Source organism: Streptomyces sp. NPDC001709 (genome assembly GCF_053596375.1).
The window spans coordinates 12,580-36,154 of sequence record NZ_JBSFGB010000032.1 but is presented as its reverse complement, the minus strand read 5'-3'; the positions used below and the strand labels follow the sequence as shown (position 1 = coordinate 36,154).

Here is a 23,575-nt window from a genome sequence, read left to right as displayed (position 1 = left end):
GGGCGTAGAGGCTCTGGCGGTCCCGTCGAAGGAGCAGCTCATGGCCAACGTCGTACGAGCCGCACTGGTCCAGGCCACCTGGACCGGCGACACCGACTCCATGGTGGCGAAACACGAGGAGCACGCCCGCGAGGCGGCCCGGCGGGGTGCCAAGGTCATCGGGTTCCAGGAAGTCTTCAACTCGCCCTACTTCTGCCAGGTCCAGGAGCCGGAGCACTACCGCTGGGCCGAGCCGGTGCCCGACGGGCCGACGGTACGGCGGATGCAGGGGCTCGCGCGCGAGACCGGCATGGTCGTCGTGGTCCCGGTCTTCGAGGTCGAGCAGTCCGGTTTCTACTACAACACCGCCGCCGTGATCGACGCCGACGGGACCTACCTCGGCAAGTACCGCAAGCACCACATTCCCCAGGTCAAGGGATTCTGGGAGAAGTACTACTTCAAACCCGGCAACCTGGGCTGGCCCGTCTTCGACACGGCCGTGGGCAAGGTCGGCGTCTACATCTGCTACGACCGGCACTTCCCGGAAGGCTGGCGGCAACTCGGGCTCAACGGCGCACAGTTGGTCTACAACCCGTCGGCCACGCACCGCGGACTCTCCGCCCATCTGTGGCAGCTGGAGCAGCCCGCCGCCGCCGTCGCCAACGAGTACTTCATCGCCGCCATCAACCGGGTCGGCCAGGAGGAGTACGGGGACAACGACTTCTACGGGACCAGTTACTTCGTCGATCCGCGCGGGCAGTTCGTCGGCGAGGTGGCGAGCGACAAGTCCGAGGAACTCCTCGTCCGTGACCTCGATTTCGACCTGATCGAGCAGGTGCGGCAGCAGTGGGCCTTCTACCGCGACCGCCGCCCCGACGCCTACGAAGGGCTGGTGCAGCCGTGAACGACCTCTACTCCCGCCACCGCCAGGTCATGCCCGACTGGCTCGCCCTCTACTACGACGAGCCGATCGAGATCACCCACGGCGAGGGCCGTCACGTCTGGGACTCCGCCGGCAACAAGTACCTGGACTTCTTCGGCGGCATCCTGACGACGATGACCGCGCACGCGCTGCCCGAGGTGACCAAGGCGGTCGGCGAGCAGGCGGGGCGGATCATCCACTCCTCGACCCTCTACCTGAACCGGCCGATGGTCGAACTCGCCGAACGCATCGCCCAGTTGAGCGGCATCCCGGACGCCCGGGTCTTCTTCACCACCTCCGGCACCGAGGCCAACGACACCGCCCTGCTGCTCGCCACCGCCTACCGGCGCAGCAACACCGTCCTGGCGATGCGCAACAGCTACCACGGCCGTTCCTTCAGCACGGTCGGCATCACCGGCAACCGCGGCTGGTCACCGACGTCGCTGTCACCGCTGCAGACCCTGTACGTCCACGGCGGCGTGCGCACCCGGGGACCGTTCGCCGAGCTGGACGACCGCGCGTTCACCGACGCGTGTGTCGCCGACCTGAAGGACATCCTCGGGCACACCCGCCCGCCCGCCGCACTGATCGCCGAACCGATCCAGGGCGTCGGCGGCTTCACCTCCCCGCCCGACGGGCTCTACGCCGCCTTCCGCGAGGTCCTGAACGAGCACGGCATCCTGTGGATCGCCGACGAGGTGCAGACCGGCTGGGGCCGCACCGGCGACAACTTCTGGGGCTGGCAGGCGCATGCCCGAAGCGGCCCGCCGGACCTCGTCACCTTCGCCAAGGGCATCGGCAACGGCAGCTCGATCGGCGGGGTGGTCGCCCGCGCCGAGATCATGAACTGCCTGGACGCCAACAGCATCTCCACCTTCGGCGGCACCCAGCTCACCATGGCCGCCGGACTCGCCAACCTCACCTACCTCCTCGAACACGACCTCCAGGGCAACGCCCGCCGGGTCGGCGGCCTGCTCATCGAGCGGCTGCGGGCCGTCGCCGCCCAGCTGCCCGGCGTGCGCGAGGTCCGCGGGCGCGGCCTGATGATCGGCATCGAGCTGGTGAAGCCCGGCACCGACGAGGCCGATCCGCAGGCGGCCGCGGCCGTGCTGGAGAGGGCACGCGAGGGCGGGCTGCTCATCGGCAAGGGCGGCGGCCACAACACCAGCGCCCTGCGCATCGCACCCCCGCTGTCCCTGACGGTGGCGGAGGCGGAGGAGGGCGCGGCGATCCTGGAACGGGCACTGCGCAGTACGTACTAGAGAGCAGGTGTACGGCCATGACCACCACCTCGGACACCCGGTACGCCTGGGAACCCGCCCTCTCCGTCCGCCAGGTGCTCACCCTGGAGCGGGTGCTCGCCGGGGAGCCCGAGGTGGTCGCGGGCAGGGCACAGCTCGACCGGCCGGTGCGCTGGGTGCATGTCGCCGAGGCCGCCGACGTCGGGGTGATGCTCAGCGGCGGCGAGATGGTGCTCACCACCGGCGTACTGCTGGCCGGTGACGAGGCCAAGCAGGCCGAGTACATCCAGTCGCTGCACCGGGCGGAGGCCTCCGCCGTCGTGCTCGGCCTCGGGCGCGCCTTCCCGGCGCCGCCCGAGGTGATGCGCCGGGCCGCCGAGCGGTGCGGGCTGCCCATGGTCGTCCTGCACCGGCCCTTCCCCTTCGCCGAGTTGACCGAGGAGGTCCAGTCCCGGCTGGTGCGGCGCAAGTTCGCCGCCGTCAGCCTCTCGGAGACCGTACGGACCGAACTCACCGCCCTGATCACGGCCGGTGCGCCTTTGCAACGCCTGCTCGACGAGGTCGCCCGGCACAGCGGCTGTCCGGTCGTGGCCACCAACCTGGCCCACCGCGTCCTCGCCACGGCGGGGGAGCGGTCCGCGGTGGACGACGTGCTGCGCGACTGGGAGCGGGTCGCCCGGCAGGCCGGGGCGGGCGCGGGTGGCGGCTGGATCAGCGCCGAACTCGGCGGGCGCGGGGAGCGTTGGGGCCGGCTGCTGCTGTGCGGCTACCGGGGGGACACGGCCACCGGACGGCTGCTCGCCGACCGGGCCGCCGAGGCGCTGGTCCTGCACCGGATGCTCGGCGGCGGCTCCGCGCACTCCTGGGAGGAGGAGTCCGCGCAGAGCCTGCTGACCGACCTGGTCTCCGGAGTCGTACCGGCCGGCCGGCTGCTGCCCCGGGCGCGCGCGGCCGGGCTGCCGGTCAACCGGCGCACCTTCGTCCCGCTCGTGGTCCTCGACCGCTCCTCGGCCGAACTCGACCGCGTGCTGCGTCTGTTGGGGCTGCCCGGACTGGTCGCCGAACTCGCCGACGGCGTGGCCGCCGTGCTGCTCAGCCTCGCCCGCGACCAGGACGCCGAGGCCCTCACCGCCCACTTCGCGGCCCGGCTCCGCGCCGGCTCACGGGCCGTGGTCGCGGCCAGCGCCCCCCGTACCGCCTGGGACGACGTGCCCGCCGGACTGCGCGAGGCCCGGCATGTCGCCGACGCCGTCGCCGACTCCTCGGCCGCCCTCGACCTCCCGGCCGTCGTCCGCCTCAAGGACGTCCACCTGCGCGGACTGATCCGGCTGCTGCGCGACGACCCGCAGGTGCAGTCCTTCGCCGAGCGGGAGCTGGACGGGCTGCTGTGCGACGCCGAGCCGGAGCTGCTGAACGTCCTGCGCACGTACCTATCGACCGGCCGCAACAAGTCCCGCACCGCCCAGCTCCACCATGTCTCCCGGCCCGCCCTCTACCGCCGCCTGGAGGCCATACAGGCCCGCCTCGGCGTCGACCTGGACGACTTCGAACAGGCGGCCTCCGTGCACATCGCGCTCCTCGCGCACGACGCGCAACAGGGGTGACACATGCGACGACCTGGGAAAACGGCGGTGAAACATGGGATCGCGAACACGTGACACGGTGGCACGCCGCATGCCCGCAGACGTGACACGCTGCCACTCAAAGGGGCCAACGGGGCTTTCTAGGCTCGCCCTACACCGAGCTACCGGAGGTCCCGATGAGCCGAGTGATCCGTGCCGCCCTCTTCCAGACCGCGTGGACGGGCGACAAGGAATCCATGATCCAGGTCCACGAGCAGGCGGCCCGCGACGCGGCCGCGCAGGGCGCCCAGGTCCTGTGCTTCCAGGAGCTGTTCTACGGCCCCTACTTCTGCCAGGTCCAGGACAAGGCCTTCTACGAGTACGCCGAGCGGATCCCCGAGGGCCCGACCGTCCAGCGCTTCCAGTCCCTCGCCCGCGAGCTGGGCATCGTCCTGATCCTGCCCATGTACGAGGAGGAGCAGCCGGGCGTCCTGTACAACACCGCCGCCGTGATCGACGCGGACGGCTCCTACCTCGGCAAGTACCGCAAGACCCACATCCCCCAAGTGCGCGGATTCTGGGAGAAGTTCTACTTCCGCCCGGGCAACAGCGGCTGGCCCGTCTTCGACACGGCCGCCGGCCGGATCGGCGTCTACATCTGCTACGACCGCCACTTCCCGGAGGGCTGGCGGGCGCTGGGCCTCGCCGGAGCCGAGATCGTCTTCAACCCCTCGGCCACCTCGCGCGGCCTGTCCCGCTACCTCTGGCAGCTGGAACAGCCGGCGGCGGCCGTCGCCAACGAGTACTTCGTCGGCGCCATCAACCGGGTCGGTGTGGAGGACCTGGGCGACAACGACTTCTACGGCACGACCTACTTCGTGGACCCCGAGGCCCAGTTCGTCGGCGAGGTCGCGAGCGACAAGGAGACCGAACTCGTCGTACGCGACCTGGACTTGGCGAAACTCCGCGAGGTCCGCGACCGCTGGCAGTTCTACCGCGACCGGGCACCGGGGGCGTACGAACCGCTGACCGCACCCTGACCGCACTGTTGACCGAGGGAGCAGCATGAGCAGCCGTACTGTCATCCGTGGCGGTCTCGTCGTCACCGCCTCCGACGAGATCCACGCAGACGTCCTGATCGAGGACGGCCGCATCGCCGCCCTCGCTGCCTCGGGCACCCCCGCCGCCGAGGCGTTCACCGCCGAGCGGGTGATCGACGCCACCGGGAAGTACGTCATCCCGGGCGGCGTCGACGCCCACACCCACATGGAGCTGCCCTTCGGCGGCACCTTCGCCTCCGACACCTTCGAGACCGGCACCCGGGCCGCCGCCTGGGGCGGTACGACGACGATCGTCGACTTCGCGGTGCAGGGCGTCGGCCACACCCTGCGCGAGGGCCTGGACACCTGGCACGCCAAGGCCGAGGGCAACTGCGCGATCGACTACGCCTTCCACATGATCGTCTCCGATGTGAACCAGGAGACGCTCAAGGAGATGGACCTGCTGATCGAGGAAGGCGTGACCTCGTTCAAGCAGTTCATGGCCTACCCCGGCGTCTTCTACAGCGACGACGGACAGATCCTGCGAGCCATGCAGCGCTCCGCCGAGAACGGCGGGCTGATCATGATGCACGCCGAGAACGGCATCGCCATCGACGTCCTGGTCGAGCAGGCGCTCGCCCGGGGCGAGACCGACCCGCGCTACCACGGCGAGGTCCGCAAGGCCCTGCTGGAGGCCGAGGCCACCCACCGCGCCATCCGGCTCGCCCAGGTCGCGGGCGCCCCGCTGTACGTCGTGCACGTCTCGGCCATGGAGGCGGTGGCCGAACTGGCCCGGGCGCGGGACGAAGGGCTGAACGTCTTCGGCGAGACCTGCCCGCAGTATCTGTTCCTGTCCACCGACAACCTCGCCGAGCCGGACTTCGAGGGCGCCAAGTACGTGTGCAGCACCCCCCTGCGCCCCAGGGAGCACCAGGCCAGGCTGTGGCAGGGCCTGCGGACGAACGACCTCCAGGTGGTCTCCACCGACCACTGCCCGTTCTGCTTCACGGGCCAGAAGGAACTGGGCCGCGGCGACTTCTCCAAGATCCCCAACGGACTGCCGGGCGTGGAGAACCGTATGGACCTCCTCCACCAGGCCGTCGTCGACGGGCACATCTCCCGCCGCCGCTGGATCGAGATCGCCTGCGCCACCCCGGCCCGGATGTTCGGCATGTACCCGAAGAAGGGCACCATCGCCCCGGGCGCCGACGCCGACATCGTGATCTACGACCCGCACGCCGAGCAGGTCATGTCGGCCCAGACCCACCACATGAACGTCGACTACTCGGCCTACGAGGGCAAGCGCACCACCGGCCGGGTCGAGACCGTGCTCTCGCGCGGCGAACCCGTGATCACCGAGCGGGAGTACACCGGACACGCCGGCCACGGCGTCTTCACCCCGCGCTCCACCTGTCAGTACCTCACCTAGGAGTGGCGCTCATGGACTTCGGACTCGTCCTGCAGACCGACCCGCCCGCCTCCCGCGTCATCAGCCTGATGAAACGGGCCGAGCGCAACGGCTTCACGTACGGCTGGACGTTCGACTCCGCCGTGCTCTGGCAGGAGCCGTTCGTGATCTACAGCCAGATCCTCGCGAACACCTCGAAGCTGACGGTCGGCCCGATGGTCACCAATCCGGGCACCCGCACCTGGGAGGTCACCGCCTCCACCTTCGCCACCCTCAACGACATGTTCGGCAACCGCACCGTCTGCGGCATCGGCCGCGGCGACTCCGCCATGCGGGTCGCGGGCCGCAAACCCAACACGCTCGCCCGGATCAGCGAGGCCATGAAGGTCATCCGGGCGCTGGGCAGCGGCGAGGAGGCCGACCTCGGCGGCACCAAGATCCGCTTCCCGTGGATCAAGGAGGCTGCCCGGCTGCCCGTCTGGATGGCCGCCTACGGCCCGAAGGCGCTGAAGATGACCGGCGAGGAGGCCGACGGTTTCATCCTCCAGCTGTCCGACCTCTACCTGACCGAGTACATGGTCAAGGCCGTCAAGGACGCGGCAGCGGCCGCCGGGCGCGACCCCGGCGAGGTCACCATCTGCGTGGCGGCCCCCGCGTACGTCACCGCCGACGACTCGCCCGAGGCCCTCGCCCACGCCCGCGAACAGTGCCGCTGGTTCGGCGGCATGGTCGGCAACCACGTCGCCGACCTGGTCGCCAAGTACGGCGAGCACTCCGCCCAGGTCCCCGAGGAACTCACCGACTACATCAAGGCCCGCGAAGGGTACGACTACTCCCACCACGGACGTGCCGACAATCCCGACACCGCGTTCGTGCCCGACGAGATCGTGGACCGGTTCTGCGTCATCGGCCCGGCCGAGAAGCACATCGAGAAACTGAACGCGCTCCGCGCCCTGGGCGTCGACCAGTTCGCGGTGTACGACATGCACGACGCGCAGGAGGCCACCATCGACGCCTACGGCACGACGGTGATCCCGGCCGTCAACGCCTGATCCGGACCCCTGCTCCGAGCCCCCCACGCCCCTCTTGGTCTCCCCTCCCCACCTCCCCGGGGAGGGGGCTGGTGCCCGCACGGCCACTCCCGACCCACCTCACCCCGATTGGCCAGCCCATGACCGACACCGCTCCCACGGCCATACCCCCGTCCGGCCAAGTCACCCTCCCCGACGGGCGCGTGGAACTCGCTCCCGGCACCCTGCCGCCCAGCGGTCCGTACGCCAACGACGACCTGCTCCCGGTCCCGGTCGAGAAGCGCACCTGGACCACGTACAACTTCTCCGCCCTGTGGGTCGGCATGGCCCACAACACGGCCTCCTGGACGCTGGCCTCCGGCCTGGTCGCCGTCGGCATGGACTGGAAGCAGGCCGTGTTCACCATCGCCCTGGCCAACCTGATCGTGCTGGTGCCGATGCTGCTGACCGGACACGCGGGACCCAAGTACGGCATCCCCTTCCCGGTGTTCGCCCGCGCCTCCTTCGGGGTGCGCGGCGCCAACCTGCCCGCCGTCGTACGGGCGTTGGTGGCGTGCGGCTGGTTCGGCATCCAGACCTGGATCGGCGGCGAGGCGATCTACTTCCTCGCCGGGAAGCTGATCGGCGACAGCTGGTCGAACGCGGCGCACTTCGGCGGCTACGCCTGGACCATGTGGCTGTCGTTCGCGATCTTCTGGGCGATCCAGGTCGCCATCATCTACCGCGGCATGGAGACCATCCGCCGCTTCGAGAACTGGGCGGCGCCCTTCGTGCTCGTCGGCGCGTTCGTGATGCTGTGGTGGATGAGCGGCAAGGCGGGAGGCGTGGGCCCGCTGTTCGACCAGCCGTCGAAGCTCGGCTGGGGCGGGGACTTCTGGAAGCTCTTCTGGCCCTCGTTGATGGGCATGATCGGCTTTTGGTCCACTCTGAGCCTGAACATCCCTGACTTCACCCGCTACGGGCGCAGCCAGAGAGCCCAGACCTGGGGCCAGGCCCTCGGCCTGCCGACCACGATGACCCTCTTCGCCTTCCTGTCCGTCCTGGTCACCTCCGGTTCCCAGGCGGTGTACGGCACGCCGGTCTGGGACCCGGTGCAGCTGGCGGCGAAGACGGACAACGTGGTCGGCCTGCTCTACGCGCTGGTCACGGTCCTGGTGGCCACCCTCTCGGTGAACATCGCGGCCAACCTGGTCTCCCCGGCGTTCGACTTCTCCAACGTGGCGCCCAGGAAGGTGAGTTTCCGTACCGGAGCGCTCATCACCGCCGTCCTCGCGGTCCTCATCTTCCCCTGGAGGCTGTACTCCGACCCGCAGGGCTACATCTTCACCTGGCTCGGCCTGGTCGGCGGCCTGCTCGGCACGGTCGCCGGCATCCTCGTGGCCGACTACTGGTTCCTGCGCCGCACCCGCCTGCACCTCGGCGACCTCTATCGCACCGGCGGCCGTTACTGGTACGCGGGCGGCTGGAACTGGCGGGCGGTCGTCGCGTTCCTCGTGGGCGGTGTCCTCGCGATCGGCGGCGCCAGCTTCAAGCCGCTGATCGACGGCCGCCCCATCCCCGCCCTGTCCTCCCTGGCCGACTACGGCTGGGCGGTGGGCCTCGGCACCTCCCTGGTGCTGTACCTGGCCCTCACCCTGCTGACCGGCGGCAGGCGGGCCACCACGGCGTGAGAACGGGCACCGGGGGCGGTCGGTCGGTCAGCCGGACTGCGACTGCCCGCTCCCGAGCCCGCCGGCAGCGGCCCGCGCCGCCTTGATGGCCCCCTTGTTGATCTCGTCCGCAGCGGGCGCCTTCTTCGTGTCGAAGTTGCTGCCGTTGTACGTGACGATCACCAAGGCGTTGGACACCTTGACCACCACCACGCCCTCGCGGGTCTGCTGCTTGTCCTCCGTGGTGAGGTTCACGACGGAGTAGGCGCTGTCCCCGAGCCCCGGCACGGCTCCGCCGCCGCTCTTCTCCTGCACCCGCTGCTGGTACTCCTGCTGCGCCTCCTGGTCCGACCCGCTGATCTCGAACGACACGTCGAGCCAGCGGTAGTCGTAGCCCTGCAGCGCGTTCCAGGAACAGGTGCGGCGCAGCTTGGTGTCCGTCGAGGGGATCTCCTTGCCGTCCGTCTTCGCCCCCGGCACCAGGGACTTGACGGTCGCCGCGGGCACGGTGGCGCAGGGCGAGGGAGCGGTGCTGTACGCCTTCGCGGCCGCGGTGGACGACGGGTCGGAGGAGGAAGCGGAGGAGGACTGGGTGGACGTCTTCTGGGCCGCCTGGTGCCCGGCGGCCGCCGACGGCGCGGCCGGGCCGGACGTCAGCGCCCAGCCGGCACAGGCGAGGACCGCGACCGGCGAGATCCGCGCGGTGAGGGCGAACGGCAGAGGAAGAGATCGCACGGCGCACTTCTCGTGGGGGAGGGGTACGGAAGGGGTCCGCATGGTGGACGGGGACGCCAGTGTCACACGACTCCCTGTGGTGCGGAAGTGGTAACTCCGCTATGTGCCCGCGTGGTCACGAAAGCGCCTTCACGACGTCCCGCTCTGCCCGTTTTGTACGGCGAGCCAGCGGCGGGCGCCGACTTCGCTGGGGTAGGTGCGGACGGTGAAGGCCGCGACCGACCAACCGACGGCCCAGGCGGCCGACGCGGGCAGGACGGGCGCGGCGATCAGCCAGAAGGCGCGACCGGCGACCGCCCGGCCCGTGGAGCTGCGGCGCTCGTCTCGCTCGGCGGCACGGAACTCGTCGGGCGCGGGTGGATCGAGGAGCTTCCTGCGGTGGTCCCGGCGCTGGACCAGCCACCCCCAGACCAGGGCCCCGAGGGATGCCGTCGCCTGTGCCCAGTCCCACACCGGGCGGACCGCCGGCGGCAGGGCGCTGCGGAAGCTTCCGTAGAGGACGAGTGCGATGTAGACGCAGAAGGCCAGGACCGCGAGCCAAACGGCGGCACCGAGGGCGCGGCGCAACCAGTAGCGCGGCCCCCGCCGGTACCAGGTGGTGCCGAGGCCCCGCAGGGAGGGGATCTCGACGGGTGTCTCGCTCGCTGTCATGCTCCGCCGGCCTGCTCCTCGAGCCAGCGGCGGGCGCCGACTTCGCTGGGGTATTCGCGGACGGTGAGCCACGCGGCCAACCAGCCCACGACGTATGCGGCGAACGCCGGCATCACGGGAGCGGCGAGCAGCACGAGCCCGCGGCCGACGGCGATCAGGCCCGGAACGCGCCTGTTGTGGTCGCGCTTGGCCCGGAGGGTCTCTCCCGGTGTCGGGGGATTCGCAAGCGATGCGCGGTGGCCCCGGCGCTGTTTCACCCATCCCCACACGAAGGCCACGACGGACGCCACCACCTGCGCCGCGTCCCACACGCCTCGCATGCCGGACGGCAGTTCGTCGCGGAACCCCGAGTAGAGGCTCAGCGCGAAGAAGCAGAACATGGCCATGACGAGGACGATGAACACCGTTGTACGCGCCCGGCACAACCAGTAGCGCACGCCGCGCTCATACCAGGTCCTGCCCAGCTTCGGCAAGGCTGGGATGGGGACCGAGAACCCCGGGTCAGGGGCCTCAGAAGATGCTTGTGACGCCATGCCAGACATCTTTCACCAGTCGCTTTCCGTCGTCGTAGGTCTCCGAGGCGACGTGCCCGGTTCCGGTCAGCACGCCACCGATCACCCCGTGGTCGTGGATGTCCTCGCTCCAGTGCTCGTGGAAGGCGTGGTCGATGACGGAGGTCGCGACGATCACCGAGCCGACACCGACTGCTGCGACCGCTACCGCACCCTCGACGGGCAGAGCCGCGGTGATGGCCGCACCGGCGGCCAGGCCACCGACGGCTGCCCCGACGTCGACGGTGACGGAGTGCTGCCAGGACCAGCCCTCGTCGTGGTCCTCCTTCGCTTCGAGCACCCCGCAGGCGGCGGCCGCGGCGACGTCCAGGACCGGGACCTCCTTCAAGACGTCCGGCAGTGCCTCCAGCCCCCTGCCCAGACGCAGCGCGTCCGCGGCATCGACCAGCTTGACGTTCAGGGCGCGGTCGTACGGCAACTCGGTACTGCCGTGGTCGGCGCGTGCGATGTCCTCTTCCAGCGCGTCGACCTTGGTGACCGCGTCGCGATAGGCGCTCTTCGCGGGCAGGTCGTCGGGCATCTTGCGGCCCTGCTGCTGGAACACCCTTCGCTCGGCCCGGAGTTGCTTCTTGGCGGCCTGCGCCTCGGCCTTGGCCGCGTCGAGGTGCTTACGTGCCTCGATACCTCCCGCGCGGGCGTCCTCGGCGTCATACGCGTACAGGCCGCGCAGCGCGTCGTACAGAGTGACCTTGTCCTGCGGAGACGTCGGGTCCTTCTTCGTCACCGTGTCGTACAGCTGCTGCAACTGCTTCGCGGCCACCAGCCGTGCGTGCTGGGCGGTGTGCAGGATCTCGTTGCGCGCCTTGCCGTACTCGTTCATCGCGGAGATGGTCTGCTGGTCGTCCGCGCTCGGGGGATTCGACGTCGCGATCGGCAGCGGCCCGCCCCTGGCGTCCGTCGCCACACCCTTGCGGGCCGCGATGTGCTGCACGTTCTGCAGGGACTTCTCGCACGTGGACAGAGCGTCTGCGAGCTTCCCGAGGATGTCACCCGCCCCATGCACCAGCTCGGCGAAGCCGCCGGCCGTTATCTCGTCCTCGCTCCACTTGCCGCGGTATGCCTTGGCCGCTTCCCCCTTCCAGCTGGAGTCGCCCGCCAGCTTGTCGACGGCACGGCTGAGCGGCTTCACCACACCTTCCAGTTTGTCCTTGGCGTTCTTGTACGTGCCGGCCATCGTGTGCAGGCCGTCGATGTCGCCGCCCACCCAGCTGTCGCCCATCAGTGCAGGTCCTTTGTCAGGTCCTCGAAGACACCGTGGATGTCTACGTCATGCCGGTGGAAGGAGTCACGCGCGTACGCGGCCTTGTCCCCGTGCTCGTCCAATCGGTCCGCGAGAGCGAGGTGCAGGCTGATGATGAGTTCGGCGACCTCCTTGATCGCCGAGTCGAGTCCCGGATCACCGCCGCTCACCACGGTCGGCGCCACGTCGGGGCGCAGCTTCCGGTAATCGTCGGCCTGGTCGTGGAAGGTCCTCGCCAAGGCGGACAGATCATCGTAGATGACCTTGAAATCGGCTGTCACCGGCGCACCTCCTGCGCGAATGCGACGAGGTCCTCCGGCAGCCAGTTGCGTCCACCGGGCGAGATCCGCGGGTCCAGCAGGACGGTGACGCCCTGTTCCCGCACTCCCTCGGTCAGTGGGCCGAGCGACGCGGCGACCCACGGCTGTGCCTCACCGAGTGCGTCCACCAGCTTCTCCGGCGTCGTGAAGGCGAAGGCCACGGTGCCGTGCCCGGGATGGGTGAACAGCTCCAGGACGATGAAGGGTACGCGCGCGGGCCGGCCGTCGCGGCCGGTCCCCGCGACGGACCTCGGATGTGCCGGAACGAGCACCGGCGTGTGGTACGCAGGCACCCCCGGTTTGGGCCCGGGCCGCCCGTCCACGGCCGTGCGCGGGGGCGGAGCTGCCTCCACGAGGTCCAGCAGGGTGGAATGGCGCGGCTGCGGAGCCTGCTCCGGAGGATGTCCTCCCGGAGGATCCGGTTCCAGGAAATCGAGCAGGCGTGAACGTATCGGCGCCCCCATCGCCGTCACCTCTTCCCCGTGATTGCGTGGCCGATCGGGCCGGACCACCGTAGCCAGCGGTCCAGGGGGCAAATCCGGCTTTGTCGGGGTGGGGCTGCGGGCGTACACGGAACTCATACACCCGCTTGGCCGACGCCAGAGCAGCCCTTGACCCGTTGCTGAACCGGGGCTTCCGGCCGGGTCTGCGGCCAGGGCGCCGTCCGGCTTGTCGGTCATCTTGAACATCGCGCCGCCGCCGAAGATCCGCCGCACAGTCTCGACGCGTCCAGCCCCTCGTCCGGCTCCGGGAAGAAGTCGCCCGCCACGCGCACGTGCCGCAGCACACCGTGCCCGACGTCCCCGGCGCAGGCCTGCGCCGTGTTCCCCGGACGGTGATCACGCTCGTACGATCACCCGTACGACGTACCCCAGCCGAGGAGGCGCTCGTGTTCACCACCCGGCCGACCCTGCAGGGCACCTTCGGCATGGTGTCCTCCACCCACTGGCTGGCCTCCCAGTCGGCGATGGCGGTCCTGGAGGACGGCGGCAACGCCTTCGACGCCGCCGTGGCCGGCGCGTTCGTGCTGCACGTGGTGGAGCCGCACCTCAACGGGCCGGCCGGCGAGGTGCCGATCCTGCTCGCGCCGGCGGGCGGCGCGGTGCGCGTCCTGTGCGGGCAGGGCGTGGCCCCCGCCGGTGCCACCGTCGCCCACTACCGGGGGCTCGGACTGGACCTCGTACCCGGCACCGGGCCGCTCGCGGCCGCCGTGCCCGGCGCCTTCGACGCCTGGCTGCTGCTCCTGCGTGACCACGGAACCAAGTCCCTGGACGACGTCCTGAAGTACGCCATCGGATACGCCGAGCACGGGCACGCGCCCGTGGAGAAGCTCGGCGCGACCGTGCAGGCCGTACGGGAGCTGTTCGACACCGAGTGGACCTCGTCCGCGCAGGTGTACCTGCCCGGCGGCCGGGCGCCGCGGCCCGGCGAGCGCTTCCGCAACCCCGCCCTCGCCGCCACCTGGAAGCGGCTGCTGGCCGAGACCGCGGGCGGCGGGGACCGGGAGGCCCGCATCGACGCCGCGCGCGAGGTGTGGCGGTGCGGCTTCATCGCCGAGGCGCTGCTGCGGCAGTCCCGGCGGCCCACGATGGACACCAGCGGCGAACGGCACACCGGCACGCTCACCGGGGCCGACCTCGCCGGCTGGTCGGCGGCGTACGAGACTCCGGTGACGTACGACTGGAACGGCTGGACCGTGTGCAAGGCCGGCCCCTGGAGCCAGGGCCCGGTCCTCCTCCAGCAACTTGCCCTGCTCCCCGCCGAGCTGCCCGCCTACGGCTCCGCCGAGTACGTCCACCTGCTGATCGAGGGCTGCAAGCTCGCCATGGCCGACCGTGAGGCCTGGTACGGGGACGCCGCCGAGGTGCCGCTCGCCGAGCTGCTCTCGGACGACTACAACGCCGCGCGGCGCGCCCTGGTCGGCGCCAAGGCCTCCTTCGAGCTGCGGCCCGGCAGCCCCGACGGACGCACCCCGCGGCTGCCGGCGCAGGCGTACGCGCGCGTGGAGAGCGGCGAGGACCGCGGCTTCGACCCGATGGGCGCGGGCGAGCCGACCGTCGCCGAGCCGGCTGTCCTGTCCGACGGCAGCACCCGCGGCGACACCTGCCACCTGGACGTCGTGGACCGCTGGGGCAACATGATCGCGGCCACGCCGAGCGGCGGCTGGCTGCAGTCCAACCCGGTCGTGCCCGAGCTGGGCTTCCCGCTCGGCACCCGCCTGCAGATGACCTGGCTGGAGGAGGGCCTGCCGAACTCCCTCACCCCGGGCCGCCGCCCGCGCACCACCCTCACCCCGTCCCTCGCGCTGCGGGGCGGCGTGCCGGTCCTGGCCTTCGGCACGCCCGGCGGAGACCAGCAGGACCAGTGGCAGCTGCACTTCTTCCTCGCCGCCGCCCTGCGCGCCCCGGTCCGCGGCGGCCTCGACCTCCAGGGCGCGATCGACGCCCCGAACTGGCACAACGACAGCTTCCCCAGCTCCTTCCACCCGCGCGGCCGCCGCCCCGGCAGCGTGACCGTGGAGTCCCGCACCGACGCGGACGTGATCGAGGAGCTGCGACGCCGCGGTCATGACGTCACCGTCGGCCCCGCCTGGTCCGAGGGACGCCTGTGCGCGGTGGCCCGGGACCCGGAGAGCGGTGTGCTGTCGGCGGCGGCGAACCCGCGCGGGATGCAGGGGTACGCCGTCGGCCGCTGACTGATCATCCGGCACCTGTTCTTCATCCCGATTCCACCCGCTGTGCACCCGGCGGGCGGGGATTGTCAGTGGGACGTGTTCTCATGGAGGCATGATCGGAGACACGGAAACCATCGACGAGTTTCTCACCCGCTGCTCGGCCGACGTGGAGGAAGCGGTCCGCAAGGCGGCCGCGGCCGAGATCCTGCCCCGCTTCCGCCACCTCGCCACGCACGAGGTGGACCAGAAGAGCGGGCCCCACGACCTGGTGACGGACGCCGACCGGCTCGCCGAGCTGCGGCTCACCGAGGACCTCGGCGCCCTGCTGCCCGGCTCGGTCGTGGTCGGCGAGGAGGCGGTGCACGCCGACCCGGCGACCTACGCGGCGCTCCAGGACGACGCACCGGTCTGGATAGTCGACCCCGTCGACGGCACCCGCCAGTTCGTGCACGGCGACGACGGGTTCTGCACCCTGGTCGCGCTCGTCCACCAGGGCGTCGTCCTCGCCTCCTGGACCTATGCCGCGGCGCGCGACCAGATGGCCACCGCGGTCCGCGGCCAGGGCGCCTTCCTCGACGGCGAGCGGCTGTTCGCGGGCCCGCCCGCGCCCGGCCGGGACCTCGTCGTCGCCACGTCCCACCCGGACTACACGACGGACGAGCAGAAGCGCGCGCTGCGCGCCCTGTGGACCGACGGCCTCGCCCCCCGAGCCTGCGGTTCGGCGGGACTGGAGTATCTCGCCGTCGCCCGGGGCGAGTTGGACGCCGTGGCGTTCTCCTGGGAGGCGGCCTGGGACCACGCGGCCGGTCTGCTCCTGGTCGAGGAGGCGGGCGGCACACATCTCACCCGCGCCGGCGAGCCGTTCCGCGTGACCGGCGGCAACGCCCTGCCGTTCACCGCGGCCCGGGACGCCGCGACCGCCCGCCGGGTGGCCGAACTGCTGCGCACGGCGGCCTGAGCCCGACGGGACGCGTCCCGTTACGCCCACGTGCGTCGCTCCACCCGGACACCCGGCCCGGGGGAGTGTCAGTCCTCCGGCATATCCTGACCGTGAGTGGCCATCGGCTGACGAAGGGGTCCGAAGGTGCCGTCAATGCTCGATGCGGTCGTGGTGGGTGCGGGACCGAACGGACTGACCGCTGCCGTGGAGTTGGCCCGCCGCGGCTTCTCCGTTGCGCTGTTCGAGGCCAGGTCCACGGTGGGCGGTGGCGCCCGCACCGAGGAGCTGACCCTGCCCGGCTTCCGGCACGACCCGTGCTCGGCCGCCCACCCCCTCGGCATCAACTCACCGGCGTTCCGCGCCCTGCCCCTCGACCGCTACGGCCTTCAGTGGCTGCACTCCGAGCTGCCGATGGCGCACCCCTTCCCGGACGGCACCGCGGCCGTGCTGTCCCGCTCGGTGGCCGAGACGGCCGCCTCCTTCGGACCGCGCGACGCGGGCGCGTACCGCAGACTGGTCGAGCCGTTCCTCCCGCACTGGGACACCCTCGTCCGGGACTTCATGTCCCTGCCGCTGACCGCGCTCCCGCGCGACCCCGTCACCCTGGCCCGCTTCGGCCTCGCCGGGCTGCCGCCGTCCACCTGGCTGCTGCGCCGCTTCAAGGACGAGCGGGCCAAGGCCCTCTTCGCCGGCCTGGTCGCGCATGTGATCGCCCCCTTGAGCGGCCTCGCCACCGGCGCCATCGGTCTGGTCTTCGCGCTGGCCGCGCACGCCCGCGGCTGGCCGGTGCCGCTCGGCGGCTCCCAGGCCATCTCCGACGCCCTCGCCGCCTACCTCGAAGACCTCGGCGGCGCCGTGCACACCGACTACGAGGTCAAGCGACTGGACGACCTGCCGCCCGCGCGGGCGTACGTCTTCGACACCTCGCCCACCGCGCTCGCCCGCATCGCCGGCTTCGGCGACCACTACCGGCACTACCGTTACGGCCCGAGCGTCTTCAAGATCGACTACGCGCTCGACGGCCCGGTGCCCTGGACCGCGCCCGAGGCCCGCACCGCCACGACCGTGCAGATCGGCGCGAGCCGGGCCGAGATCTCCACCGCACTGCGCGCCGCCTCCCGCGAGGGCCGCGCCCCCGGCAGACCCTTCATGATCACCGTGCAGCCCAGCATCGTCGACCCGACCCGCGCCCCCGAGGGCAAGCACGTCTTCTGGGCGTACGGCCATGTCCCGAACGGCTGGTCCGGCGACCTCACCGACGCCATGGAACGCCAACTGGAGCGCTTCGCCCCCGGCTTCCGCGACCGCGTCCTCGCCCGCGCCGTCGCCGGCCCCGCCGAGCTGGCCGCCCACAACGCCAACTACGTGGGCGGCGACATCGCCTGCGGCGCGGCGTCCGGACTCCAGCTGCTGCTGCGCCCCAGACTGTCCCTGTTCCCGTACCGCACCCCCCACCCGGCCGTCTTCATCTGCTCCTCGGCCACCCCGCCGGGACCCGGTGTGCACGGCATGTCGGGGCACAACGCGGCCAAGGCCGTATGGCGAAGACTGAGGCATTCATGACCACCATCACCCTCGTCCAGGGCGACATCACCGACCAGAGCGTGGACGCCATCGTCAACGCCGCCAACTCCTCCCTCCTCGGCGGCGGCGGAGTCGACGGCGCCATCCACCGGCGCGGCGGCCCCGCCATCCTCGAGGAGTGCCGCGCCCTGCGCGCCTCCCGGTACGGCAAGGGCCTGCCCACCGGCCAGGCGGTCGCCACGACGGCCGGTGAACTCGACGCCCGCTGGGTCATCCATACGGTCGGTCCGGTGTACAGCCGGAGCGAGGACCGGTCCGGCCTGCTCGCCTCCTGCTACCGCGAGTCCCTGAAGGTCGCCGACGAACTCGGCGCCCGTACGGTCGCGTTCCCGGCCGTGTCCACGGGCGTGTACCGGTGGCCGATGCAGGACGCGGCACGGATCGCCGTGGGGACGGTGCGGAACGCGGCGACGGCGGTCGAGGAGGTGCGGTTCGTGCTCTTCGACCAAGGGGCGTACGACGCGTTCGCCCGGCAACTTGCCTGATGGAGAGCGCGACCGGCGGGCGGCCGCCGGCGAGATAGGCGTTGACCGCGGTGTCCACGCAGGGCTGCCGAAGACGCCGTACACCGCGTGCTGGTCCGCCCCGCGCAGGGTGATCAGGCGGGAGCCGGGTCAGTTGCGGCAGACCGCCTCCGCGCCGCGGTAGGTGGTCCGCGGATCACCGGTGGCGTTCACGAGCAGGGCCGGCGGAGGGGGGCGGCCACGTCACCGCACAGGATCGCCGTCTGCGCACTGCCGTAGGTGGAGTCTTTTGCGGTCAGCAGGAAGTCCAGCGCGTCGGCCAGCCAGGGCGACGGGGAGACGGTGCGGCCGTGGGCGGCGCGAGCACGACCGTCGCGCTGACAGCACGTTAGGCAGCTCCCGGGACCGGATCACTCCGGCAGGCGGGCGGCTTGGCCCCCCTTGACCGCCGGACCGCGCTGCTACGCCGACGGTGTCAGACCAGTTCGCGCAGGGTACGGCCGAGCAGTGCCACGCCTTCCGTGATGGCTCCCGGCGCGGTCGCCGCGTAGCCGAGGACCAGCCCCGGCGGGCCGGGCAGCTGTCGGTGCCAGGACAGGGGGTGGCACTTCACGCCCCGGGCCAGCGCGGCGGCGGCGAACTCGGTGTCGGGTACGTCCGCGGCGTATGTGACCGTCAGATGCAGGCCCGCCGCCGCACCGTGCACGGTCCCGCCGGGCAGATGCTCGGCCAGGGCGGCGATCATCGCGTCGCGGCGGACCCGGTGCCGGGGCCGCAGCAGCCGTAGGTGGCGCTCCAGTCCGCCGGACTCCATCAGCCGGGCGAGCACCAGCTGCGGCAGCACCGCGTTGCCGAGGTCGGTGAAACGCTTGGTGTCGACCAGGTCCGCGTGGAAGCGGGCCGGGGCCACCAGCCAGCCGATGCGCAGCGCCGGCGCGAGCAGCTTGGACACGCTGCCCATGTAGCACACCCGGTCGGCCAGCAGCGCCCGCAGCGCGGGGACCGGCGGACGGTCGTAGCGGTGCTCGGCGTCGTAGTCGTCCTCCAGGATCAGCCCGCCGTCCCGGGCCCAGCCCAGCAGCTCACGCCGGCGCTCGCCGCTGGTCACCACGCCGGTCGGGAACTGGTGGGCGGGCGTCAGCAGCACCGCTCGGGCGCCGCTCTCGCGCAGCGCGTCCACCCGCACCCCGTCCCCGTCCACCGGCACCGGCGGGGTGTCGAGGCCCCCGTTGCGCAGATGCTGACGGCCCCCGAGCGAGCCGGGGTCCTCCACCGCGACGGCGTCGATGCCGTCCGCCCGCAGCACCTGGTGCAGCAGCGTGAGCGCCTGGGCGGTGCCCGCGACGATCAGGACCTCGTCCGGCTCCACCCGCACGCCCCGCATTCGCGCCAGCCAGTCGGCCACGGCCCGCCGCAGCGCGGGAGCGCCACGGGGGTCGCCGTAGCCGAGGTGCTCGGCGGACAGCCCCGCGAGCACGGCACGCTCGGCACGCAGCCAGGCGGTGCGTGGGAAGGTGGCGAGATCCGGCCGCCCGGGAGTGAAATCGACGGCGGCGGGGGCGGCCCGCAGCGTGTCGAAGACATCGGCACCGGGAACGCCGGAGAACGGCGTCGCCCCAACGCCGTCGAAGCCGCCTGCGCGCCCACCCCGCCGCGCGGCGAACGGGGCGGCCACCACCACCGTGCCCCCGCGCCTGCGGCCCGCCACATGGCCGTCCTCGGCGAGGCGGCGGTATGCCTCGGTGATCACCCCGCGCGACACGCGCAGTTCGGCGGCCAGGACCCGGGTGGCCGGCAGTCTGCTGCCCACCGCCAGCCGGCCGTCCGCTATCGCCTGCCGGAGCCGGCCGGTCAGCCACTCCGCCTTCCCGCCGGCGGGCACGTCCCCGGCCGCCAGCTGCAGGAAGTCCGAGCCGCGGCCCGGGAGTTCGCCCGTGGCGGCCGGCATCCCTCGCTCCTCCTTCACCCTGCTGATGCTGTCACGTCCCGGACTCGGTCGCCGAAGACGAATTCGGGCGCGGCCGGGGTGAGCACGGCCGTCTCCGTGACGGCACCCCAGTGCGCCGCCACCTCCGCCTCCACCGTCTTCAGCAGCTCGGGCACGATCTCCGCGCCGCCGTCGTGCATGGCCTCCGCCACCACCAGCACCCGGCGGGTGTGCTCGCCGACCGCCGAGTGGCCGCTCTGCCGATGGGTCCAGCGCCGGGCGTGCGCCCGCCCCGAGGAGTCGACGAAGGTCACCTCGCCGGGCACGGGATGCTCCACGCCACCGCCGAACGCCGTGTACGTCTCGTCGCCGCCGGCCGGCCGCACCTCCAGCAGCGGCCCGGCGACGCGGTCGACGTCGAGGACCGCCACCGGGACCGCGTACGCCACCGACAGCGCGTTGCACAGGTCGACCAGCGGATGGATGCGCGGCAGCGACCCCTCCTTCCGCAGCCGCCGCAGCAGCGACTCCGAGGCGCAGCGGTACTGCGTCGGCCGCACCCCCATCCGGCTGAACGTCCGCCGCCAGGCCAGCACCTCGGGGAACTCGCCCTCGGTGGCACCGGCCAGCCGGGCCAGGGCGCGGGCGGTGTACTCGGCGGCGCGCGGCCCGGTGTCCGTCCCGGCGTCGACGCCGGTGGCGTACAGCGCGCCGGAGGCCAGTTCGGGGAACGCGGTCCAGATGGTGTCCGCGTGCCGGAATCGCATGGTCGGGACCTCCTCGGGTTCGGGAGTTCCACCCTGCCGCGGCCATGGACCGGTCACCAGGGCCAAAGCCGACGCATGTCACCGGTCCATAACCGAGTCGTGATGATGCTCAGACGGGAGTGGCCGGGCCGGGGTGCGCCGGGTCCGCAGGGACAGGACGCGCTCCGCGTGATGCTCCTCGTGCAGGTCGGTGCGGCGCGCCGTCAGCAGGTGCCGCAGGCCGATGCCCCACCGCGGCGGCCGGCCGCCTGGCGGGCGTGGTGGACGACCCCCTGAACCCGACGCCGTAGCGGCCCAGGGGCCTTTGCCGCCCCACGGAGAGATCCAGCGGTGGAGGCCCGGCGACACAGATGCTCGCCCGACGGCACGGGCCCGCCGGGCGAGCCCGGTCAGCGCCGCACGCTCGTCTCCGCGACGAGCTACGGCGTCCCCGGAACCCGGCCGACGGCGGCGATCACCTCGCCCAGGCGGCGCCCGGATGCATGCATACGGTCGCCCAGGACGGCGCCCGGATCCATGCGTACGGCCTCGACTCCGCCGAGGACACTCCGCCGCCTCCCCCGCCCCGGGGCCCGGTGCCCCGCATGACATCATCGGCCGAGGTCAGGACCGCCGCCGTACGAGGAGCACGATGAACCCCGCTGTCACCGTCACCCCGGCGGTCGGTGCCGCTCTGCTGGACGACTTCTCGCTGGAGATGACGGGCAAGGACGTGCCCCGGCTGGAGGAGGCGCAGGGCAGCATCCCGCGGGGCACCCGGATCAACATCACCTTCCTCGCCGGCGAGGACCTCGGCATGCGGCTGGCGGCCGCCCGCGCGGTCAAGCGGCTCGGTTTCGTCCCCGTGCCGCACATCTCCGCACGCCGTCTGCCCTCCCGTGCCGCGCTGGAGGAGTTCCTGTCCGGGCTCGCCGCGGACGGCACCGCCGAGAACGTCTTCGTCGTCGGCGGCGATCCCGCTCGCCCCGAGGGGCCGTACGAGGACGCGCTCGCCGTCCTGCGCACCGGACTGCTCCAGCGTCACGGCGTCCGCCACATCGGCATCAGCGGCTACCCGGAGGGCCACCCCGCGATAGCCGACCGGACCCTGTGGTCGGCGCTCACCGACAAGGCGGCCGCCATCGGCGCGCACCGGTTCGCGGGCGACGTCATCACCCAGTTCGGCTTCGACGCCGACCCCGTCCTCGGCTGGCTGGAGGCCGCCCGCGCCCGGGGCGTGCACCTGCCCGTCCGCATCGGCGTGCCCGGACCGGCGGGCGTACGCCGGCTGCTCGGCTACGCCACCCGCTTCGGCGTCGCGACCAGCGCCTCCGTCGCCCGCAAGTACGGCTTCTCGCTGACCAACCTCATGGGTACGACCGGCCCGGACCGCTTCCTGCACGCGCTCGCCCAGCGCTACGACCCCGAGCGGCACGGCGCGGTGAAGGTGCACTTCTACACCTTCGGCGGCCTGAGGGCCACCTCGGAGTGGGTCGAGGGCTTCCGGCGGGGAGACCGGCAGGGCTGACGTGACGCCGCCCGATGCGTGGCGCGTCCGTGGCACGCAGGTGGCGCACATCGGTGACACGGTGTTCGACGGGGCGGTCGCCTGTCGGTGGGTCGGTGGCCGGATTCGATCGGTGGGCGCGCGGCGCGGCTGGGCGGCCGGTTCGCCGAGCCGACCTGCTTGTTGCTCTTGCGCTGCTCATGCCAGGGCTCTATAACGTCTCCTACAGGTATCGGCGGGGATGGCCGGAAATGGCATGTGCCGCCGACCAGGGGGGATCCTCGGCTCCGCCGCGATCGGCATCAATGCCCGCAGACCGACGGAGACCGAACCATGACCGACGACGCATACCGTGCTGCCCTCACCCGCCTGGCTGTCGACCCCGGCTTCCGTGCCGAACTCGACGGCGACACCGAGGAGGTCGCGCGAAGACTCGGCCTGACCCCCGCACAGGTCGCCGAACTCCGCTCCCTCCGCGTCGAGTCCGGCACCGACGGGGGGCCGGCCGCACTCGACCCACGGCTGTCCAAGTCGTCCCTGTTCTTCGGCAGCGCGGCGCATGCGCTGGCGCACCACGACATCCCGGCGGACCACTCCGCACCGTCCGATCACGCCGCCGCGCCGGACCACGCCTCCACGGCTGCGCACGACGTCTCCGCGGCCCACGTCGTCCCGGCGGACCAGGCCGGCGACGACGACGCCGGTGGCCCAGCCTCCGCCGGTCACAGCCTGCTCGGCGGCCCACTGCCGGACCGGTCGCCCGCCGAACTGGTCGGCGGACCGGGTGAGTTCGGCGATTTCGGCGATTTCGGTGGCTTCGGCGAGCACGGGAACGAGGGTGTCGGCGCGGACCTCGGCGGGCAGGTCGGCGGGGGTGCCGAAGGTGGCTTCGGTGACTTCGGCGCCGGCGGTGACGGCGGGCTGGGCGCAGCCGAGGGAGACTTCGGCGGGTTCGGCGGCGGTACCGACGGCGGGTTCGGTGGCGCCGACGGTGGGTTCGGCGACGGCGGTCTCGGTCATGGCGGCTTCGGCGAAGGCGGCTTCGGGGACGGCGGCTTCGGTGGTGGCGATGTCGGCTCCGGCGGCTTCGGCGACCTAGGCGGGCATGGCGGCTTCGGCGGTGCCGGTGGGGACGGCGGCGGGGACGCCGGTCACTTCGGTCACGGAGGCATCTACGACCGCGACGGCGACGGCGGCGGCGACAGCGGTGGCGGCGGTGGTGAGGGCGGTGGTGATCCGGAGAACACCAATCGTCCGAGTGGCGGTGGTGGCCATGGTGGTGGTGAGGGTGGCGGCGGTGGTGAGGGCGGCGGTGATCCGGAGAACACCAATCGTCCGAGTGGCGGTGGTGGCCATGGTGGTGGTGAGGGTGGCGGCGGTGGT

At 72.0% G+C, this 23,575-nt stretch carries 21 protein-coding genes and 2 pseudogenes; 12 read left to right on the top strand and 11 right to left on the bottom strand.

The features are described from left to right. Positions 1 to 40: 40 nt before the first annotated feature. From ACWC0C_RS35525 to ACWC0C_RS35495, 7 genes are all read left to right on the top strand, one after another. A complete protein-coding gene (locus tag ACWC0C_RS35525) occupies positions 41 to 883 on the top strand; it encodes a nitrilase-related carbon-nitrogen hydrolase (protein WP_450868347.1) in 843 nt (280 codons plus the stop codon). Beyond that, the gene (locus tag ACWC0C_RS35520; RefSeq protein ID WP_450868345.1) at positions 880 to 2,163 is read left to right on the top strand and encodes an aspartate aminotransferase family protein; all 1,284 of its coding nucleotides are present in this window, start codon (positions 880 to 882) and stop codon (positions 2,161 to 2,163) included. The genes ACWC0C_RS35525 and ACWC0C_RS35520 overlap by 4 nt, the downstream gene beginning before the upstream one ends. A 17-nt stretch (positions 2,164 to 2,180) precedes the next feature. After that, positions 2,181 to 3,746 carry a PucR family transcriptional regulator gene (locus ACWC0C_RS35515; RefSeq protein ID WP_450868343.1) on the top strand — a complete coding sequence of 522 codons (1,566 nt, stop codon included), beginning with the start codon at positions 2,181 to 2,183 and terminating at the stop codon, positions 3,744 to 3,746. Between the two features lie 155 nt (positions 3,747 to 3,901). Beyond that, positions 3,902 to 4,744, top strand: a complete 843-nt coding sequence (locus ACWC0C_RS35510) for a nitrilase-related carbon-nitrogen hydrolase (RefSeq protein ID WP_449197859.1) — start codon at positions 3,902 to 3,904, stop codon at positions 4,742 to 4,744. Positions 4,745 to 4,769: 25 nt separating this feature from the next. Then, the gene (gene hydA, locus ACWC0C_RS35505; RefSeq protein WP_450868341.1) at positions 4,770 to 6,173 is read left to right on the top strand and encodes a dihydropyrimidinase; all 1,404 of its coding nucleotides are present in this window, start codon (positions 4,770 to 4,772) and stop codon (positions 6,171 to 6,173) included. A gap of 11 nt (positions 6,174 to 6,184) precedes the next feature. Continuing rightward, on the top strand, positions 6,185 to 7,204 hold the full coding sequence (locus ACWC0C_RS35500) for a TIGR03842 family LLM class F420-dependent oxidoreductase (protein ID WP_449197857.1): 1,020 nt from the start codon (positions 6,185 to 6,187) through the stop codon (positions 7,202 to 7,204). A gap of 119 nt (positions 7,205 to 7,323) precedes the next feature. Next, a complete protein-coding gene (locus tag ACWC0C_RS35495; RefSeq protein ID WP_450868339.1) occupies positions 7,324 to 8,853 on the top strand; it encodes an NCS1 family nucleobase:cation symporter-1 in 1,530 nt (509 codons plus the stop codon). A 27-nt stretch (positions 8,854 to 8,880) separates the two neighbouring features. On the opposite strand, the gene ACWC0C_RS35490 is transcribed toward ACWC0C_RS35495, so the two are convergent. The 6 genes from ACWC0C_RS35490 to ACWC0C_RS35465 all read right to left on the bottom strand — a co-directional run bounded on the left by ACWC0C_RS35490 (position 8,881) and on the right by ACWC0C_RS35465 (position 12,622). Further along, a complete protein-coding gene (locus ACWC0C_RS35490) occupies positions 8,881 to 9,567 on the bottom strand; it encodes a hypothetical protein (RefSeq protein ID WP_449197855.1) in 687 nt (228 codons plus the stop codon). Between the two features lie 129 nt (positions 9,568 to 9,696). Next, on the bottom strand, positions 9,697 to 10,218 hold the full coding sequence (locus tag ACWC0C_RS35485) for a hypothetical protein (protein WP_449197854.1): 522 nt from the start codon (positions 10,216 to 10,218) through the stop codon (positions 9,697 to 9,699). Then, entirely contained in the window at positions 10,215 to 10,691 is a 477-nt protein-coding gene (locus ACWC0C_RS35480; protein WP_449197853.1) for a hypothetical protein, read from the bottom strand. Before ACWC0C_RS35480 ends, ACWC0C_RS35485 begins: the two co-directional genes overlap by 4 nt. A gap of 37 nt (positions 10,692 to 10,728) precedes the next feature. Further along, complete coding sequence (locus ACWC0C_RS35475; RefSeq protein ID WP_450868337.1) at positions 10,729 to 12,009, bottom strand: WXG100 family type VII secretion target; 1,281 nt, start codon at positions 12,007 to 12,009, stop codon at positions 10,729 to 10,731. Then, positions 12,009 to 12,311, bottom strand: coding sequence for a DUF6317 family protein (locus ACWC0C_RS35470; RefSeq protein WP_450868335.1), 303 nt, complete (start codon positions 12,309 to 12,311; stop codon positions 12,009 to 12,011). Before ACWC0C_RS35470 ends, ACWC0C_RS35475 begins: the two co-directional genes overlap by 1 nt. Continuing rightward, a complete protein-coding gene (locus ACWC0C_RS35465; protein WP_450868333.1) occupies positions 12,308 to 12,622 on the bottom strand; it encodes an SAV_915 family protein in 315 nt (104 codons plus the stop codon). Before ACWC0C_RS35465 ends, ACWC0C_RS35470 begins: the two co-directional genes overlap by 4 nt. A 617-nt stretch (positions 12,623 to 13,239) precedes the next feature. Here ACWC0C_RS35465 and ACWC0C_RS35460 point away from each other — a divergent pair. The 4 genes from ACWC0C_RS35460 to ACWC0C_RS35445 all read left to right on the top strand — a co-directional run bounded on the left by ACWC0C_RS35460 (position 13,240) and on the right by ACWC0C_RS35445 (position 18,033). Continuing rightward, positions 13,240 to 15,045 carry a gamma-glutamyltransferase family protein gene (locus tag ACWC0C_RS35460; RefSeq protein ID WP_450868331.1) on the top strand — a complete coding sequence of 602 codons (1,806 nt, stop codon included), beginning with the start codon at positions 13,240 to 13,242 and terminating at the stop codon, positions 15,043 to 15,045. A gap of 91 nt (positions 15,046 to 15,136) precedes the next feature. Continuing rightward, positions 15,137 to 15,982, top strand: coding sequence for an inositol monophosphatase family protein (locus ACWC0C_RS35455; protein WP_450868329.1), 846 nt, complete (start codon positions 15,137 to 15,139; stop codon positions 15,980 to 15,982). A gap of 135 nt (positions 15,983 to 16,117) precedes the next feature. Then, positions 16,118 to 17,527 (top strand): phytoene desaturase family protein, encoded by a 1,410-nt coding sequence (locus ACWC0C_RS35450; RefSeq protein ID WP_449197847.1) that lies wholly within the window; start codon positions 16,118 to 16,120, stop codon positions 17,525 to 17,527. Beyond that, positions 17,524 to 18,033 (top strand): O-acetyl-ADP-ribose deacetylase, encoded by a 510-nt coding sequence (locus ACWC0C_RS35445; RefSeq protein WP_450868327.1) that lies wholly within the window; start codon positions 17,524 to 17,526, stop codon positions 18,031 to 18,033. Before ACWC0C_RS35450 ends, ACWC0C_RS35445 begins: the two co-directional genes overlap by 4 nt. 13 nt (positions 18,034 to 18,046) lie before the next feature. Here the strand turns inward: ACWC0C_RS35445 and ACWC0C_RS35440 are convergent. From ACWC0C_RS35440 to ACWC0C_RS35430, 3 genes and pseudogenes are all read right to left on the bottom strand, one after another. Beyond that, positions 18,047 to 18,374 (bottom strand): annotated as a pseudogene (locus ACWC0C_RS35440) (alpha/beta hydrolase); the annotation flags it as partial. A 113-nt stretch (positions 18,375 to 18,487) separates the two neighbouring features. Further along, complete coding sequence (pdxR, locus tag ACWC0C_RS35435) at positions 18,488 to 19,960, bottom strand: MocR-like pyridoxine biosynthesis transcription factor PdxR (protein WP_450868326.1); 1,473 nt, start codon at positions 19,958 to 19,960, stop codon at positions 18,488 to 18,490. Positions 19,961 to 19,974: 14 nt separating this feature from the next. Then, positions 19,975 to 20,706, bottom strand: coding sequence for a B3/B4 domain-containing protein (locus tag ACWC0C_RS35430; protein WP_450868324.1), 732 nt, complete (start codon positions 20,704 to 20,706; stop codon positions 19,975 to 19,977). A 631-nt stretch (positions 20,707 to 21,337) separates the two neighbouring features. Here ACWC0C_RS35430 and ACWC0C_RS35425 point away from each other — a divergent pair. Continuing rightward, positions 21,338 to 22,213, top strand: coding sequence for a methylenetetrahydrofolate reductase (locus tag ACWC0C_RS35425; protein WP_450868322.1), 876 nt, complete (start codon positions 21,338 to 21,340; stop codon positions 22,211 to 22,213). 177 nt (positions 22,214 to 22,390) lie between these two features. Here ACWC0C_RS35425 and ACWC0C_RS35420 read toward each other — a convergent pair whose 3' ends face one another. Next, positions 22,391 to 23,212, bottom strand: coding sequence for a hypothetical protein (locus ACWC0C_RS35420; protein ID WP_450868320.1), 822 nt, complete (start codon positions 23,210 to 23,212; stop codon positions 22,391 to 22,393). A 75-nt stretch (positions 23,213 to 23,287) separates the two neighbouring features. Further along, positions 23,288 to 23,575, bottom strand: a pseudogene (locus ACWC0C_RS35415) (hypothetical protein); the annotation flags it as partial.